We start from the raw sequence: 16,443 nt of genomic DNA, 5'->3' as shown, positions 1-16,443 counted from the left end.
GCCCGCGAGACTAGGACGCTTCGCTCCACCAGGGATACCCCGCCGGCATCCCGTCGGAGACGCGGCCGGGGAAGCTGGGCGGCCGCTTCTCGAGGAAGGCCGAGACGCCTTCCTTCACGTCGCCGGTGGCGCCCAGGTCCATGGCGAACTTGCCGTCCACCTTCAGCAGGTCGAAGGGCTGCTCGGCGGAGCCGAAGCGCCACAGCATCTGGCGGGTGAGGGCGATCGAGACGGGCGCGGTGTTCTCGGCGATCTCGGCGGCGATGGCGCGGGCCCGGGGCAGCAGCTCCTCCGGCGCCACCACCTCGCTGACCAGGCCGCCACGCAGGGCTTCCGCGGCGTCGAACACATTGCCCGTGAGGCACCAGCGCAGCGCCTGCGACAGGCCCACGAGCCGCGGCAGGAACCAGGCGCTGCCGGCCTCGGGCACCAGGCCGCGGCGGGCGAAGACGAAGCCGAACCGCGCTGCGCTGGAAGCGATCTTGATGTCGGTGGGCAGGGCGAGGGTGATCCCGACGCCCACGGCCGCGCCGTTGAAGGCGGCGATCGTCGCCTTGCGGCAGTTGAACATGGCCCCGATGAAATCGGCGCCGCGGCCGCCGGTCGCCCGGCCGCCGCCGAAGTTCTTGGCCCCTTCGCCGGAGGTGGTGTCGAAGCTGCCTGCGCCGGCCGAGATGTCGGCCCCGGCGCAGAAGCCGCGGCCCTCGCCGGTCAGGATCACCGCGCGGATCGCATCGTCCTCGTCGGCGCGGTGGAAGGCGTCGGCCAGCTCCGCGCCCATCTGGGCGGTGTAGGCGTTGAGCTTGTCCGGCCGGTTCAAGGTGATGGTGAGGATCGGCCCTTCCGCCTCGTAGCGGATCGTTTCATACGCCATGCAAGCCTCCCGTGGCCCGCCTCGCGCGAGCTCTTCGCCAGCCAGACTTCGGAACCCGCCGCCGCGGCCGTCAAGCCTGCCGTCGCGGCGCCCTTGTGGGATATGTCGCCGGAGCCTCAGGCGGTGAGCTCTCGGGCGGCGAAGCCCTCCTGGCCGAAGACCCGCAGATAGCGCGCCACCTCCGCCGGCTCGCCCAGGGCCTTGCGCGGGTTGTCCGAGAGCTTCACCGTCGGCCGCCCCGCCGCTTCGGTGACCTTGATCACCAGCGAGGCCGGCGAAAGGCCCGGCCGCTCGTCCGTCGCGCAGCCCTCGAAGTCATTGGTCAGGTGCGTGCCCCAGCCGAAGCTCGTCCGGACCTTGCCCAGGAAATGCCGGTGCACGGCCTCGATGGTCTCCACCTCGAGCGCGTCGGAGAAAATCAGCAGCTTGTCGCGCGGATCCTGGCCGTGGGCGCGCCACCAGTCGATGATCGCCTCGCCGCCCTCGACGGGCGGGGCGCTGTCCGGCCGGAAGCCGGTCCAGTCGGCGACCCAGGCCGGCGCGTCGCGCAGGAACGCGGTGGTGCCGAAGGTGTCGGGCAGCACGACCCGCAGGTTGCCGCCGTAGACCTGCTCCCAGGCCCGCAACACCTCGTAAGGGGCGCAGCGCAGCGCCTCGTCACCGTCCGCCAGCGCGGCCACCACCATCGGCAGTTCGTGTCCGTTGGTGCCGATCGCCTCCAGGTCTTCCTCCATGGCGATCAGGGTGTTGGACGAGCCGATGAAATCCGCACCCAGACCCTCCTTGAGGGCCTGGACGCACCAGCGCTGCCACAGGAAACCGTGGCGCCTGCGCGTCCCGAAATCCGAGATCGCGAGCCCGTCCAGCGCCCGCAGCCGCTCCACCTTCGCCCACAGCTTCGCCTTGGCCCGGGCGTAGAGCACATCGAGTTCGAAGGGGCCCATGCCGCGCATGGCCCGCCGGGCGCGGAGCTCTGAGATGATCGAGAGCGCCGGGATCTCCCACAAGGTCGTCTCGGCCCAGGTCCCGTGGACGGCGAGGCGGATCTGGTCACCGTCCCGCGCGAGTTCGTACTCGGGCAGGCGGTAGTCGGCGAACCAGGCCAGGAAGTCGGGCTGGAAGATCTGCGGATGGCCATAGAATGCGTTGCCCCCGAGCCAGAGCCGCTCCTTGTGGCTGAGCCTCACGCTGCGTGCGTGGTCGAGCTGCTCGCGCAGTTCTCCGAGGTCCAGCTCCTCGCCCAGGCGGACGTCGCGGCTGCGGTTGGTGAGGGCGTAGGTCACTGGCGTCTGACGGTAGAGCCGCCAGATGAGCTGCAGCATCAGCAGCTTGTAGAAGTCGGTGTCGAGCAGCGAGCGGACGATCGGGTCCAGCCGCCAGGCGTGATTGTAGACGCGGGTTGCAAGGTCCAAGGCGGCTCTCCAGGGCCCACTAGAACGCGCGCCCTACCGCCGGCCGTTCCGCGCACCTAGATTGGAGCCGCTGCGGCGGGCTACGACGGTCCACCGGCGCGCCATCTCGGCCCCATTCGGACGGTGGGTCAGAGCGTCTTCGCAAGAGCGCTTTCCCGTCGCAGCGCCCCGTCCCGAACTTGCGCCTAGGTGGTGAACCTTTTCGCCAGCGCCGCTGTTTAGCTCAGCGTCGCCCGCGCGCCCGTCGGGCGGCGGCTGGTCGCGGAAAGGGGCTCCATGCTGCTCAATGTGCAGGCGCTGCGAGGACTCGCGGCCTTCCTGGTGGTGTTCGTGCACCTGGAGACCCTGGCGCGCCTCGCCGGTCTGCCCGCCGGGATCACCGTCTTCGGCAATTCCGGCGTCGACGTCTTCTTCGTGATCAGCGGCCTGATCATGGTGGTGACCACCTCCGGCCGCCGCCAGACGCCACAGGGCTTCCTGCGCAACCGGCTGACCCGCATCGCGCCACTCTACTGGGCGATCACACTGGCGGTGTTCGCCCTCGCAGTGGTCGCGCCGAGCCTCCTGCAGTCCACGACCGCCGATCCGATCCAGCTGGCCAAGTCCCTGGCCTTCATCCCCTACGCCCGCGCCGACGGGGCCATGCACCCGGTGGTCTTCGTCGGCTGGACGCTGAACTACGAGATGGCCTTCTACGTCATCTTCGCGCTCGGCCTGCTGCTGCCCAGCCGGCGGGCGGGCCTGGCGCTCTCGATCGCCGTGCTGGCGGCGGCGGCTGCGGCGGGCCTGGTGCTGCGACCGGCGGATCCGGTGCTCGCCTTCTACACCGCCCCGATGATCCTGGAGTTCGGCGCCGGCATGCTGCTGGGCGCCCTGTTCGTAGCCGACCGCCTGCCGCGCTCCCGCGCCGCCGGCTGGATCGCAGTCGCGGCCGGCGCGGCGGCCTTCGCGGTCATGGTGCTCGCGCCCACCCTCTGGCCATCCGTCGACCGCGCCTGGGCGGCGGGGATTCCGGCCCTGGTCATCGTGACGAGCGGCCTCGTCGCCGAACGCGCCGGCCTCGTCCTGAGGCAGGGCTGGATCCAGCTCCTCGGCGCCTCGTCCTACGCCACCTACCTGACGCACTTCTTCTGCACTCAGGTGGTCAGCAAGGCCGGCGAGCGGCTGGCCGGGCTCGGCCCGGCCATGGCGTGGGCGCTGATCCCGGTCGCTTTCGTGCTGGTCGCGATGGTGGGCGTGTTCGCCCACCGTCGCATCGAGCTGCCGCTCACCGAGCTCGCCCGCCGCTGGCTGGCGCCCCTGGGACCCAGGCCCCGGCCGACGATCGCCGGCGGAGCCTGGTGACGGCCCCTGGTAGCGCCGCTGCTGAGGCCTTAGCCGACGATCCAGTCCTTGGCCGTGAGGCTGGCCGGGGACACGTGCTCGAGGTCGATCACATAGTCCCCCCACTGCTGGCCGGAGCCCGCGCCGTCGCGATCGAACAGCACCGCCGTCCCGCCGTTCCCGTCGGGGATCAGGGTCAAGTAGTGGTCGGCCACCGGGTCGGTCCCGGCGTAGCCGGTCCCCTGGAAGAGGCCGCGCAGGTCGATCTTGTCCTCACCGGCCGTGAAGTCGGTGATGTGGGCCGGCGCCCAAGGCTCATGGGCGAAGACGAAGTGGTCGGCGCCCGCGCCGCCCGTAAGGGTGTCCGCGCCGCGGCTGGCGTTGAGCGTGTCGGCGCCCTGGCCGCCGGCGAGGCTGTCGCCCGCAACCGACGAGGTCAGGACCACGCCGGCCGGCGCCGTGGGCGCGGTGGGCTGGGTCGTCGTCGTGGAGGTGGTCGATGTCGGAGCCTGACCGCCGAACACCTGGGCCGCCGTCAGGGACGAGGGGGCCACGTGCTCGAGGTCGACCACATAGTCGCCCCAGGCGTGGCCGGCCGCGCGGCCGTCGGGATCGACGATCACCGCCGTGCCGCCGTTGCCGTCGGACGCGAAGCGCACGTAGCCGTCGGCCACAGGGTCGGCGCCCTTGTAGCCGTCGATGTAGAGCTTCGAGACGTCCAGCTTGTCGACCCCAACCTGGAAGTCGGCGACGTGGGTCGCCGTCCAGGGCGTGGTGCTGAAGACGAAGGTGTCGGCTCCCGCGCCGCCGGTCAGGGTCTCACCGCCGTTGCCCGCGGTCAGGGTGTCGGCGCCGGCGCCGCCCGTCAGGGTCGCGCCGTAGCCGCTCGCCGTCAGCACCTGGCCCGTGACCGTGGCGGGCGCAGTGACCGGAGCAGTGACCGAGGTCGTCGGCGTGGAGGTCGCCGTCGTCGAGCTCGGCGTTGACGTGGAGACGGGCGTGGAGGCGACCGTCTGGCCGCCGAACACCTTGGCCGCCGTCAGGGTCGCGGGATCCACGTGCTCCAGGTCGACCACGTAGTCGCCCCACTGATGACCGCTCGCCCGGCCGTCCGGGTCGACGATCACCGCCGTGCCGCCATGGCCGTCAGAGGCAAAACGGACGTAGCCGTCGGCGACCGGATCGCTTCCCGTGTAGCCGTCGAGGTAGAGCTTGGCGACGTCCAGCCTGTCGACGCCCACCTGGAAGTCGGTGATGTGCGTCGCGCTCCACGGCGTGGTGTTGAACACGAAGACGTCGGCGCCGGCGCCGCCGGTCATGGTCTCGCCGCCCTGGTTGGAGGTCAGGGTGTCGGCCCCCGAGCCGCCGGTGAGCACGTCACCGTAGCCGTGGCTGGTCAGGTTCTGGCCGGCGCTCGGATCCACCGGCGTCGGGGACGGCGGGGGCGGGGAGACGGTGGTCGTCGCGGCGCCGCCGGTCGAGGTCGTGGTCGAGCTCGAAGTCGCCGTCGTGGTCGAGCTCGAAGGCGTGGTCGAGGTCGACGTCGAGCCGGTGCTCGCCGTCGAACCGGTGGTCGCCGTGCCCGTGGTCGGCGCCACATAGGCCGCGCCGCCGCCGGTGATCGCCTCGCGGCCTTGCACGGTCGTCGAGCCGTCCGCCAGGCCGTAGGAGCGGATGTAGTCGATCTTCATGGTCTCGGGCATGGCCGAGTTGTCGATCGAGCCGCCCCAGCCGCCGAGCGCCAGGTTGGCGATCATGTACATCGGCTTGTTCATGTCGGCGGGGGTCGCGGTGTGGAACACCTGCACGCCGTCCACGTACCAGGTCAGGTCGGTCTTGGTCCAAAGCACGCCATAGGTGTGGAAGCCGTCGGCGGTGTCGGGGATGTAGGACGAGATGCCGTTCGAGGTGTGCACCCCGCCGACGCCCGAGTGCTCGGTGGTCCAGTCGGCGTGCGGATCGTTGGTCAGAGTCTCCATGACGTCGAGCTCGGGCGGCCAGGAGCCGTCCGCCGGCACCAGCCAGAACGCCGGCCAGCCGCCAGCGGATTGGGGCAGTTCGGCCTTCATCTCGAAGTAGCCGTAGGTCTGGGCGAAGCTCTGCTTCGTCGAGATCATCCCCGAGGTGTAGCTGTAGCCGAACAGCTCCGAGTTGGTGGACGGGCGGGCGGTGATCGACAGGGTGCCGTCAGCGTTCGAGGTGAACGGGCTCTCCGAGAAGTCACCGTTGTGGTCGCGGAAGTAGGGCGAGGTGTAGATCTGCTGCTCGCCGTTGCCGGTCAGGGTGTAGGAGCCGACGCCGTTGGCGCCCTGATAGCCGTAGTCCGGGCGCCAGACGCCCGTCGGGTTGTAGGTTGCGTTCCACACCGACAGGGGCGCCGAGAACTCGTCGTGGAAGGTCATGCCGCCCAGCTTCGAACCGTCGAGCTGGAGCTGGAAATTGGCCGACGTCAGCGACGTGGCCTGGACGCCGCGCAGGACGAGGCCTTCGCCCCCGCCGAGGTCGATCTTCGTGTCGGCGCCGACCTGGGTCATGTGCGTCTGCACGTCCGAGAAGGTCTGGAAGCCCGCGGTGAGCCGGACCACGTCGGTGGCGGACTTGAAGCCGTAGATCGCGTCGGAGCCTTCGCCGGCCTTGACGATGAAGGTGTCCTGGCCCGTGCCGGCCACCATGACGTCCTGACCGCCGCCGCCGTAGAGCTGCTCCTTGCCCGAGCCGGCGTAGATGATGTTGTCGTGGGCGTCGCCCGCGCCGAAGATCCCGTCGCCGTCGATCTTGAGGTTCTCGATGTTGGCGTGGTCGGCCAGGCTGGCGTTGCGCCAGGCGACGAGCATGTCCGTGCCCGCGCCGGGCTGCTCGACGACCTGGGCGGTCTTGTCCTGAAGGTAGTAGGTGTCGTCGCCGGCGCCGCCCACCAGCACGTCGCCCGCCTTGCCCCAGAAGCCCTCGGCGGCGCTCGTCCCCGTTTGGGTCTCGGCGGCGTCGGTGCCGTAGAAATTGGACACAGGCGTGCTGGTCACGACGGCGGCTGAGCCGTCGTACTTGAGGTAGCTCATCTTGTAGTTCCCGTCCGCTGGCGGCTGCGCCGCGAGGTTGTGCTGAGCGCTGGCTGCGCGTCGGCCGGGAAGTTAGCCATCGGCCTTGCGAAATCACCGGCTAGAGATGTCGCAGCTTGGCCTTGGCGGCGGTGCGGGGACCTGTTCCGGGCGTCGGCGCAGCGCCGGTGCGGAAGCCACGGCAAGCGTCGCCGCAAACGCCTGCAACGGGCTGAGAAGACAGGCGGAATCATCGGAAAAAGCGCTGCTGTATCCACAGCTTAGGGTAGCGCTTGAAAGCGCTTCTCAGGACCAGGGTGCGCGCATCCGCACACCTCTGCTGTGTCGCCTTGTCACAGCTAAGGTGTGGCGGGCCGCCGCATGGGTCGCAGGGGTCGCGCGACCGCCTGCCGCGGCCCCTGCGACAGCTCGCGCGATTGCGCAGCTCAGGCCTGGAAGATCCAGCCGGGCGGCAGGGACGACAACGACACGCCGGCGAGCGTCAGACTGTCCCCGGTGTCGAGCGTCACCATAGTGTCGGCGCCCACCTGGGACGCCTGATAATGCACGCCGACGTCGAGGGCGACGTGATCGCCTTCGGCCGCGTTGAAGTCGGTCACGCGGTCCGCGCCCGAGCCGGAGAACAGCTGGAAGGTGTCCGCGCCGGCGCCGCCGGTGAGGGTGTCGGAACCCCGGTCGCCGGTCAGCCAGTCGGCCCCGTCGCCGCCCTTGAGCAGGTCGTCGCCCTGGCCACCGCGGACCACGTCGTCGCCGGCCCCTCCGTCCATGGTGTCGTTGCCGAGATTGCCATTGAGGATGTCGCGGCCGTCGTCGCCGAACAGCAGGTCGTTGTCGCGCCCGCCGGTGACCCAGTCGTCCCCGCCATTGCCGTGGACGGTGTCGTTTCCGGCGTTGCCGTTGGTGCGGTCAAAGCCGGAACCGCCGTTGATCAGATCGTCGCCGTCGTCGCCGGTGAGGAAGGAATTCCCGGACCAGCCGGTCAGGGTGTCGGCGCCGGCGCCGCCGTGGATCTCGGCCTGGCCGGCGCTGGCCTGCAGCACATCTGAGCCCGAGGTCGGCTGGAGCGGGGAGGTGGCCTGCCCGCTGCCGGTGGGCGGAGGAGGCGAAACGACCGGCGGCGGGCTCGCCGTCGCGGTCGAGCCAAGGCTGTAGGCCCGTATGTAGTCGATCTTCATCTCGGCCGGCATGGCCGCGTTGTCGATCGAGCCGCCCCAGCCGCCGAGGGCCAGGTTCGCGATCATGTACATCGGCTTGTTCATGTCCGCCGGCGTGGCGGCGTGGAAGACCTCCACATTGTCCACGTACCAGACGAGGTCCGAGGACGTCCAAAGGACCCCATAGGTGTGGAAGCCGTCGGCGGTGTCCGGGATGTAGGAAGCGATGCCGCTCGAGGTGTGCGTGCCGCCGACGCCGGAATGGGCCGTGGTCCAGTCCGCGTGCGGATCGTTGGTCAGGGTCTCCATCACGTCGAGCTCGGGGGGCCAGGAGCGGTCCGCCGGCAATAGCCAGAACGCCGGCCAGCCGCCCGCCGCGTGCGGCAGCTCGGCGCGCATCTCGAAGTAGCCGTAGGTCTGGGCGAAGCTCTCCTTCGAGGAGATCATCCCCGAGGTGTAGCCATAGCCGAAGATCTCCGGATTGCTCGACGGCCGGGCGATGATCGACAGGGTCCCGTCGCCGTTCGAGACGAACGGACTCTCAGCGAAGTCGCCGTTGTGATCGCGAAAGTAGGGCGAGGTGTAGATCTGCCGCTCGCCGTTGCTCGACAGGGTGTAGGAGCCGGCCCCCTGCGTACCCTGCAGGTCGTAGTCCGGCCGCCAGGTCCCGCCCGGATTGCTCTCCTTGTCGTAGAGGGAGAGGGGCCCCGAGAACTCATCGTGGAAGGTCATGGCCCCAAGCCGGGCCGGCGCGAGCTCGAGCTGGAAATTGGCGCCGGTCAGGGCGCTGGCCTGGACGCCGCGCAGGATGAGGCCCTCGCCGCCGCCGAAGTCGATCTTCGTGTCGGCGCCGACCTGGGTCATGTGCGCCTGGACGTCGGCGAAGCTGGTGAAGCCGGCGCTCAGCCGGACCACGTCGGTGGCGGTCTTGAAGCCGTAGATCGCGTCCGAGCCTTCCCCCGCCTTGACGATGAAGGTGTCCTTGCCCGAGCCCGCCACCAGCACGTCCTGCCCGCCGCCGCCGTAGAGCTGCTCGGTCCCGGAGCCGGCGTAGATGACGTTGTCGTGGCCGTCGCCCGCGCCATAGACGCCGTCGCTGTCCACGGCGAGATTCTCAACGTTCGCGTAGTCGGCGAGGTTGATGTTGCGCCAGGCGTGGATCAGGTCGGTCCCGCCGCCAGCCTGCTCGACCACGCGGTCCGTCGCCGACTTGATGTAGTAGGTGTCGTCCCCGCCGGCCCCGACCATCAGGTCGCCGTCGCCGCCCCAGAAGGACTCGGCCTGGGCGCCGCCGGTCTCGCTGTCGACCGCGCCGCTGACGCCATAGAAGTTCTGCACGGGCGCAGCCGTCTCGGCGGCGGCCTCGCCGTTGAATTTGTAGAGAGCCATCTGAGGTCCGGTGCTGGGCGCGCAGGCCCCCGTGCTGCGCGGTCGAGACCCTAGTGTGTCGGCATTAAGAACCGGTACAGCGAAGTTGTCGCAGCCACCTGAGGTAGATCAAATGAGCACTTACGCGGGTATAGGCCCGGCTCATCGCCAAGCTTTGCCGTAGAGTGCTAAGTCTCTGACCTTTCGTCGGTCGTAGCTTAGCTGTTTCAGCGGAGGTCGACTTGTCCGACAGCTTGGCTGTGCGTCAACGCGCCGCAGAGGTCGCAGGGAACCTTCAGACCGCCATGTTGTCGATCAGGCGGGTCTTGCCCAGAAACGCCGCCGCCAGGATCCGCGCCGGCGGGGTGATCGGCCCGGGCCCGAGGCGGGCGAGATCGCCGGCGCCGCGCACCTCCACATAGTCCACGCGGGCGAAACCGGCGGCCGACAGCCGGGCGATCGCCCCGGCCTCCACCTCGGCGACGGGCCGGCCGGCGTGGAGCTGCTCGATGGCGGCCGTGAGGGTGCGGTGGATCTCCGGCGCCACCTGCCGCTCTTCAGGGGTGAGATAGGCGTTGCGGGAGGAGAGGGCGAGGCCGTCGTCGGCCCGGGCGGTCGGACCGCCGATGATCTCCACCGGAATGTCGAGGTCGCGCGTCAGGCGGCGGATCACCTGCAGCTGCTGATAGTCCTTCTCACCGAACACCGCGACATCCGGACCACACTGCAGGAGCAGCTTGGAGACCACCGTCGCGACCCCCGCGAAGTGGCCGGGGCGCGCCGCACCGTCGAGCGGCTCCGAGACGCCGGCCACCGTCACCGTGGTGGAGAAGCCTTCAGGGTACATCTCGCCGACCGTCGGGGCGTAGAGCAGGTTGCAGCCGACGCTGGCCAGCAACTCGGCGTCTTGCGCCTCGCCGCGGGGATAGGCTTCGAAGTCCTCGTTGGGTCCGAACTGGGTGGGGTTGACGAAGACACTGGCCACGGCCCGCGTCGCCCGGCTCTTGGCCAGGCGCACCAGCGACAGGTGACCCTCGTGCAGGGCGCCCATGGTGGGCACGAAGCCCACGGTTTCGCCCTCGGCCCGCCAGCGGCGCACATGGGCGCGAAGCTCGGCCACGGTGCGGACGATGGGCGGCGTCATCTGGCTCATGGGAAGCGGCTTATGGCGGGGGCGGCGGCGCAAGTCCATCCACAGGCGCCACGCGACGCCGCGTTGACGCGACTTCCCCCGCCGCGCTCAGCTAGGGCCGATTGAGTCGGCCTTCGCCGAGGACTTGGAGATCGAGCGCATGCCTCAGGCCAGCGTCATCGTAGTCGGCAACGAGAAGGGTGGGGCGGGCAAGTCCACCATCGCCATCCATACGGCCACGGCCCTGCTGCACGCGGGCGCCCGCGTCGCCACCATCGATCTCGACCTGCGACAGCAGTCGATGGCCCACTTCTTCGCCAACCGGCGCGCCTGGCTGGCGGCGAACGGCGCCGAGGCTCCGATGCCCGCCGAGTTCGCGGTGCCGCTCGGCGCGGACGCCGACGCCCGCTTCGAAGACGCCTTCGCCCAGGCGCGCGAGGCCGCCGACTTCGTGCTCATCGACACGCCTGGCAGCGACACGGCGGTCAGCCGTTCGGCGCACGCCAAGGCCGACCTGATCGTCACGCCGATGAACGACAGCTTCGTGGACTTCGACATGCTCGGCGTGGTCGATCCCGTGACCCTCGAGCTGAAGCGCCACAGCCTCTACGCCGAAACGGTGTGGGAATGCCGCAAGCAGCGCGCCGCCATCGACCGCAAGATGATCGACTGGGTGGTGCTGCGGAACCGCCTGGCGCCCACCGAGGCGCGCAACCGCAAGCGCCTGGACGAGCGGGTGCAGGCGCTGTCGCGCAAGGTCGGCTTCCGCGTCGGGCCGGGCCTGCGCGATCGCGTGATCTACCGCGAGCTCTTCCCCTTCGGCCTGACCATCGCCGACCTCTCGCCGTCCATCCGGCCCGTGGCCATGTCGCTGCAGCACGTGGCCGCGCGCCAGGAACTGCGCGCCCTGATGGCCGCCCTCGGCCTCTCCGGGTTTGCGGACGTGGAGCCGATCGCCGCAGAATAGGCGGATGATCTACCTGATCCTCGGCGGCCTGATCCTGCTGGTGCTGGTCACGGCGGGCCGCGCCGGGCGACCGGTGAGGATCCGCCGTGAGTGGCGGTTCGCATCGGGGACGGGGGCTCTGGCCTGCCTCGTGGCCGCCGCCTACCTCGGGGTGCGCGAGGCCTGGCTGCCGGCCCTGGCGCTCGTCGCCATCGGCCTCAGCCTCGCCGGCACGACCAGGTTCAACCCGAGGGTCAATCCGAGGGCAGGGCGGGGCGAGGCTCCGCCGCCGCGGCGAGAGGCCATGTCGCTGGCCGAAGCGCGGTCGATCCTCGGCGTCAGTCCGCAGGCCGGACGAGAGGAGATCCAGGCGGCCTATTCGCGGCTGATGCGCATGGCCCATCCGGACAAGGGCGGAACCTCAGGCCTCGCCGCCCAGCTCAACGCCGCCCGGGATCGCCTGCTCGGCGGCTGAAGGCGCGCAAGAGAAAGGCCCCGGGGATCGCTCCCCAGGGCCTCTGGCGCCCCGCCATGTTCTCGTCGTGGGTCAGCTCGGCTCGACGACCGCGCAGGCGAGGCGCTTGGCCTTCAGGGCGCGGCAGGCGTCCTTGGCCTCGCCTTGCGAGAAGCCGGTGAACACCGCCCGGTAGCGGCGGCCGGCCTTCTCGGCCGCGCCATCGGCGCTGTCGAAGTGCCTGCCGAACTTGCGCTGGACGAGGGCGATCTGCTCCTTGGCGTCGGCGCGGCTGCGGAACTCGCCCACCTGCACGCCCCAGCGCTCGGCCTTGGCCGCCGGCTTGGCCGGCTGGCCTCGCACCTTGGCCCGCGGTGGCGGGGCCGAGGTCAGCTCGATCTTCAGGGCGTCCTGGTCGCCGTCACCCTGTTCGACCGGCGGGCGGACCACCGGGCCGGTGGGCTCCGGCTCGAACAGGTTCTGGGCGATCGTCAGCTTCTCGCCCATGGCGCGGCGGCGCATGACGTCGAAGCCGGTGAGCAGCAGGTCCTCGGCGTTCTGGTCACGCTGCACGCGGGTCGGGCCGCCCAGGACCACGACGATCAGGCGGCGGCCGTCGCGCACGCCGGAGATGGCGATGTTGAAGCCCGAGGCGTTGGTGAAGCCGGTCTTCAGCCCGTCGACGCCCTGCACGCCTTCCAGCATGTGGTTGTGGTTCTGGACGTAGCGGCCGCGGAAGGTGAACGAGCGCTGGCTGAAGTAATGGTAGTACTGCGGATAATCCCGCATCGCCGCCCGCGACAGGATCGCGATGTCCCGCGCCGTCGACAGGTTGCGGCTGTCGGGCAGGCCGTTGGCGTTGGCGAAGTGGGTGTTCTGCATGCCCAGCTCCTGGGCGCGCAGGTTCATCAGGGCGGTGAAGCGGCTCTCAGTGCCGCCGATCTTCTCGGCCATGGCCACCGCGGCGTCATTGGCCGACAGGGTGGTCATCGCCTGGATGGCTTCGCTGACGCTCACCGAATCGCCGGGCCGGACGCCCAGCTTGGTGGGGGCCTGGGCCGAGGCGTGGGGCGAGAACACCACCCGGTCGTCCAGGTGCAGCTTGCCCGTCGAGAGCGCCTCGAAAGTGAGGTAGAGCGTCATCACCTTGGTGATCGACGCCGGGTAGCGCGGGGCGTCCGCATGCCGGTCGTAGAGGACCTCGCCGGTCTTGGCGTCCACCACGATCGCTGCATAGCGGCCGCTCGTGGCGGCCAGCAGGTTACGGAAGTAGGGGATCTGCGCCTGCGCCGCCGGTGGGGTGGCCGCCATCAGGGTTGCGGCGGCCAAGCCAAGGGACACAAAAAGGCGGCGGGCGTGCTTCAGCATGCTTTCGTCCGTCGAATCTGAACGTTACCGGGCGCGGCTCACCACGCCTGAATCGTAGGTACCATGGCACGCTCACGGTTGCGCCACGGTAAACAAGGAGTTGAACGGGCTGAATTGTCGCGGAAATGCGGTCACGCTTTCGTCATTGTGCAGTGCACAAAAATTCACTTGACTGCTGCAGTGCAACATGAGAGCGTCCTGGCAACGTCGGGGGTTTCGTACCCAAACTTACCGCCAAAGCCTGTTGCATCGCGGCGAAGAGCCGTTCCTCCCCATCGCTCAAGGACGCCCAGCCATGGACGCTGCTGAAACCCTCAAGCCGGCCGCCGAAAAGGTGAAGGCCGCCGTCGAAAGCCTGAAGCCGGAGGCCGAGGCCGCCCGCGCCACGGTCGACCAGATCACCACCGCCGCCAACACCGCCTTCAAGGACGGCGTCGAGAAGACCCTCGCCGCCCTGACCGAGGCGAACACCCATTCCAAGAAGAACTTCGAGGCCGTCGCGGCGTCGGTCTCGGCCGCCGCCAAGGGCGCCGAAGCCCTGGGCGCCCAGGCCGTCGCCTACTCGAAGAACGCCTTCGAGACCCAGGTGAGCGCCGCCAAGGCCCTGGGCGCCCAGGCCGTCGCCTACTCGAAGAACGCCTTCGAGACCCAGGTGAGCGCCGCCAAGGCCCTGGCCGGCGCGAAGACGCCGCAGGAGCTCTTCGAGCTGCAGACCACCTTCGCCAAGGGCGCCTTCGAAGCCTACGTCGGTGAGATCGGCAAGATGACCGAGACCTTCACCGCCTCCTTCAAGGAGAGCTTCAAGCCGCTCAACGAGCGCGTCTCCGACGTGGTCGGCCGCCTGCAGGCGACCCGCTGAGCCCAGCTTCAGTAGAGTAGCGTACCGAGCGTAGGCCCGGGCCGTGAGGTCCGGGCCTTTTCTCATGCCTAACCCGGCTGTAGACCTGCGGCCATGTCGCAGATCGAAGACCGCCTCGCCGAGCTGGGGATCGTCCTCCCGCAGCCCAATCCTCCCGTCGCCAACTACGTGCCGTTCGTGCGCACCGGCGACCTGATCCACATCTCCGGCCAGGTGTCGGTGGACGCCTCCGGCGGCGTTAAGGGAATCGTCGGCGAGGACGTCGACGCCGAGACTGCCAAGCGCGCCGCCCGGCTCTGCGGCATCAACCTCATCGCCCAGATGAAGGCTGCCTGCGAAGGCCACCTCGGCCGCGTGAAGCGGGTGATCAAGCTCGGCGGCTTCGTCCAGGCGGGCCCCGGCTTCTTCGAGATCCCGCAGGTGGTGAACGGCGCCTCGGACCTGATGGTCGAGGTGTTCGGCGACGCGGGCCGCCACGCCCGCTCGGCGGTCGGCGTCTACCGCCTGCCGATGAACTTCGCCGTCGAGGTCGACGCGGTGGTGGCCCTGTCGTGAGGCAGCGCTTCGGCGAGGCCTGGGACCTGCTCTTCGCGCCGCCGGTCGCGCACCGCGGGCTGTGGAGTCCCGACGGCGCGCCGGAGAACTCGCTCGGCGCCTTCCATGCCGCCTGCGCCGCCGGCTACGGCGTCGAGCTCGACGTCCAGCTGACCGCCGACGGCGAGGCCGTGGTGTTCCACGACGACAAGCTGGAGCGCATGACCGGCGCGCCGGGCAAGCTCGCCGACCGCACCCTGGCCGAGCTCTCCGAGCTGCGGCTCAAGGGCACGGACGAGCGCATCCCGACCCTTACCGAGACCCTCGCCCTGATCGGGCGCCGGGCGATGGTGCACGTCGAGCTGAAGACGCCCTACGGCCACGTCGGCCCGCTCGAGCAGCGGGTGCACGAGATCCTCATCGACCACGCCGGCCCGGTGTGCGTGATCGGCTTCAATCCCTATTCGCACGCCTGGTTCGCCGAGCGCTTCCCGGGCGTTCTGAGGGGGCTGGACAGCTACTCCTACGACCGGGCCCCGCAGATGAACGAAGAGCAGCGCAAGGCCTTCGCCAACCTCGAGCACGTGGCGATCGCCAGGCCCCACTTCCTGGCGCTGGGCCTCGACATGCTGCCGAGCGCCAGGGCCGCCGAGTTCCGCAGCCAGGGCATGCCCATCGTCGCCTGGACGGTGAAGTCGCCCGAGCAGTGGGAGGCCGTGAAGGACGGTTGCGACAACCTCATCTTCGAGGGCTTTAGGGCGTGACGCTGAAGCCGGCGGTCAGGGTCTGCCGCCGCGTCGCCGAGATCGGGCGAGAGGACTGGGACGCCTGCGCCGCCAACCCGGCCTACGCCGGCAATCCGTTCCTGCGCTACGACTTCCTCGACGCGCTGGAGGAGGCCAACTGCGCCGTCGAGCGCGCCGGCTGGGGGCCGCAGCACCTGGTCGTCGACGACGAGGACGGGCGCGCCGCCGCGGTGATGCCGCTCTATCTGAAGAGCCACAGCCAGGGCGAATACATCTTCGACCACGCCTGGGCCGACGCCTACGAGCGGGCCGGCGGGCGCTATTACCCCAAGCTCCTCTCGGCCGCGCCGTTCACCCCGGTCACCGGCCCGCGGCTTCTGGTGCGGCCGGACGTCGAGGCGGAGGAGGGCTGGCGCTACCTCGTCGGCGGCGGGCTGACGCTCTGCGAGCGCTACGGCGCCTCGGGCCTGCACGTGAACTTCCCCACCGAGGCCGAGTGGCGCTGGCTGGGCGAGCAGGGCTTCGGCCTGCGCGAGGGCCAGCAGTACCACTGGCAGAACGCCGGCTATTCCACCTTCGAGGATTTCCTCGGCGCCCTGTCCTCGGGCCGCCGCAAGACCATCCGCCGCGAGCGCCGTGACGCCCTGGAGGGCGTCGAGGTCCAGTGCCTGACCGGCGGCGACCTCAGCGAAGAGCACTGGGACGCCTTCTTCCGCTTCTACATGGACACCGGCTCGCGCAAGTGGGGCCGGCCCTATCTGACGCGCGCCTTCTTCTCCATGCTCGGCGAGCGCATGGCCGACCGCGTACTCTTGATCATGGCCCGCCGCCACGGCCGCTGGATCGCCGGCGCCCTCAACCTGATCGGCGACGACTGCCTCTATGGCCGCCACTGGGGCTGCGTCGAGGACGTGCCCTTCCTCCACTTCGAGCTCTGCTACTACCAAGCCATCGAGTGGGCGATCCTCCACGGCCTGCCGCGCGTCGAGGCCGGGGCGCAGGGCCAGCACAAGATCGCCCGCGGCTACCTGCCCAAGGCCGTCTACTCCGCCCACTACATCGCCGACCCGGCGCTGCGCGGCCCGGTCAACGCCTTCCTCGAGCGCGAGCGCGCCGGCGTGGAGGAGGAGATCGAGTGGCTGACCGAGGAGTATTCGCCCTTCCGGCAGGGCGAGTAGATGCTCCCCCTGAGGGGGAGGATTTGTTACGACGCCGGC

At 69.9% G+C, this 16,443-nt stretch carries 13 protein-coding genes; 7 read left to right on the top strand and 6 right to left on the bottom strand.

The features are described from left to right. Nucleotides 1-10 precede the first annotated feature (10 nt). Nucleotides 11-874, bottom strand: a complete 864-nt coding sequence (locus DJ017_RS14270) for an enoyl-CoA hydratase-related protein (RefSeq protein WP_111529338.1) — start codon at nucleotides 872-874, stop codon at nucleotides 11-13. 116 nt (nucleotides 875-990) lie between these two features. Beyond that, nucleotides 991-2,286, bottom strand: a complete 1,296-nt coding sequence (pncB, locus tag DJ017_RS14265; protein WP_111529337.1) for a nicotinate phosphoribosyltransferase — start codon at nucleotides 2,284-2,286, stop codon at nucleotides 991-993. Nucleotides 2,287-2,562: 276 nt separating this feature from the next. Here pncB and DJ017_RS14260 point away from each other — a divergent pair, with 276 nt between their 5' ends. Next, entirely contained in the window at nucleotides 2,563-3,630 is a 1,068-nt protein-coding gene (locus DJ017_RS14260) for an acyltransferase family protein (RefSeq protein WP_111529336.1), read from the top strand. Nucleotides 3,631-3,659: 29 nt separating this feature from the next. Here the strand turns inward: DJ017_RS14260 and DJ017_RS14255 are convergent, their stop codons facing one another. From DJ017_RS14255 to panC, 3 genes are all read right to left on the bottom strand, one after another. After that, complete coding sequence (locus tag DJ017_RS14255; protein WP_111529335.1) at nucleotides 3,660-6,665, bottom strand: family 16 glycosylhydrolase; 3,006 nt, start codon at nucleotides 6,663-6,665, stop codon at nucleotides 3,660-3,662. 425 nt (nucleotides 6,666-7,090) lie between these two features. Next, on the bottom strand, nucleotides 7,091-9,208 hold the full coding sequence (locus DJ017_RS14250; RefSeq protein WP_111529334.1) for a family 16 glycosylhydrolase: 2,118 nt from the start codon (nucleotides 9,206-9,208) through the stop codon (nucleotides 7,091-7,093). Between the two features lie 274 nt (nucleotides 9,209-9,482). After that, nucleotides 9,483-10,331 carry a pantoate--beta-alanine ligase gene (gene panC / locus DJ017_RS14245; RefSeq protein ID WP_111530119.1) on the bottom strand — a complete coding sequence of 283 codons (849 nt, stop codon included), beginning with the start codon at nucleotides 10,329-10,331 and terminating at the stop codon, nucleotides 9,483-9,485. Between the two features lie 148 nt (nucleotides 10,332-10,479). Here panC and DJ017_RS14240 point away from each other — a divergent pair, with 148 nt between their 5' ends. Further along, nucleotides 10,480-11,286, top strand: coding sequence for a division plane positioning ATPase MipZ (locus tag DJ017_RS14240; protein ID WP_111530118.1), 807 nt, complete (start codon nucleotides 10,480-10,482; stop codon nucleotides 11,284-11,286). Between the two features lie 4 nt (nucleotides 11,287-11,290). Further along, nucleotides 11,291-11,740: a DnaJ domain-containing protein gene (locus DJ017_RS20425; protein ID WP_165830634.1), complete on the top strand. Its 450-nt coding sequence runs from the start codon at nucleotides 11,291-11,293 to the stop codon at nucleotides 11,738-11,740. A gap of 72 nt (nucleotides 11,741-11,812) precedes the next feature. On the opposite strand, the gene DJ017_RS14230 is transcribed toward DJ017_RS20425, so the two are convergent. After that, nucleotides 11,813-13,048, bottom strand: a complete 1,236-nt coding sequence (locus DJ017_RS14230; RefSeq protein WP_319417984.1) for a D-alanyl-D-alanine carboxypeptidase — start codon at nucleotides 13,046-13,048, stop codon at nucleotides 11,813-11,815. 334 nt (nucleotides 13,049-13,382) lie between these two features. Here DJ017_RS14230 and DJ017_RS14225 point away from each other — a divergent pair, with 334 nt between their 5' ends. The 4 genes from DJ017_RS14225 (at nucleotide 13,383) to DJ017_RS14210 (ending at nucleotide 16,404) form a co-directional block, all read left to right on the top strand. Then, entirely contained in the window at nucleotides 13,383-13,946 is a 564-nt protein-coding gene (locus tag DJ017_RS14225; protein ID WP_111529331.1) for a phasin family protein, read from the top strand. A 93-nt stretch (nucleotides 13,947-14,039) separates the two neighbouring features. Next, nucleotides 14,040-14,501: a RidA family protein gene (locus tag DJ017_RS14220; protein WP_111529330.1), complete on the top strand. Its 462-nt coding sequence runs from the start codon at nucleotides 14,040-14,042 to the stop codon at nucleotides 14,499-14,501. Further along, nucleotides 14,498-15,244: a glycerophosphodiester phosphodiesterase gene (locus DJ017_RS14215; protein WP_111529329.1), complete on the top strand. Its 747-nt coding sequence runs from the start codon at nucleotides 14,498-14,500 to the stop codon at nucleotides 15,242-15,244. Before DJ017_RS14220 ends, DJ017_RS14215 begins: the two co-directional genes overlap by 4 nt. Continuing rightward, the gene (locus tag DJ017_RS14210) at nucleotides 15,241-16,404 is read left to right on the top strand and encodes a GNAT family N-acetyltransferase (protein WP_111529328.1); all 1,164 of its coding nucleotides are present in this window, start codon (nucleotides 15,241-15,243) and stop codon (nucleotides 16,402-16,404) included. The genes DJ017_RS14215 and DJ017_RS14210 overlap by 4 nt, the downstream gene beginning before the upstream one ends. Nucleotides 16,405-16,443: the final 39 nt, after the last annotated feature.

It is taken from the genome of Phenylobacterium soli (assembly GCF_003254475.1).
Taxonomy (GTDB): Bacteria; Pseudomonadota; Alphaproteobacteria; order Caulobacterales; family Caulobacteraceae; genus Phenylobacterium; species Phenylobacterium soli.
This window is presented reverse-complemented; position numbering and strand designations above follow the sequence as displayed.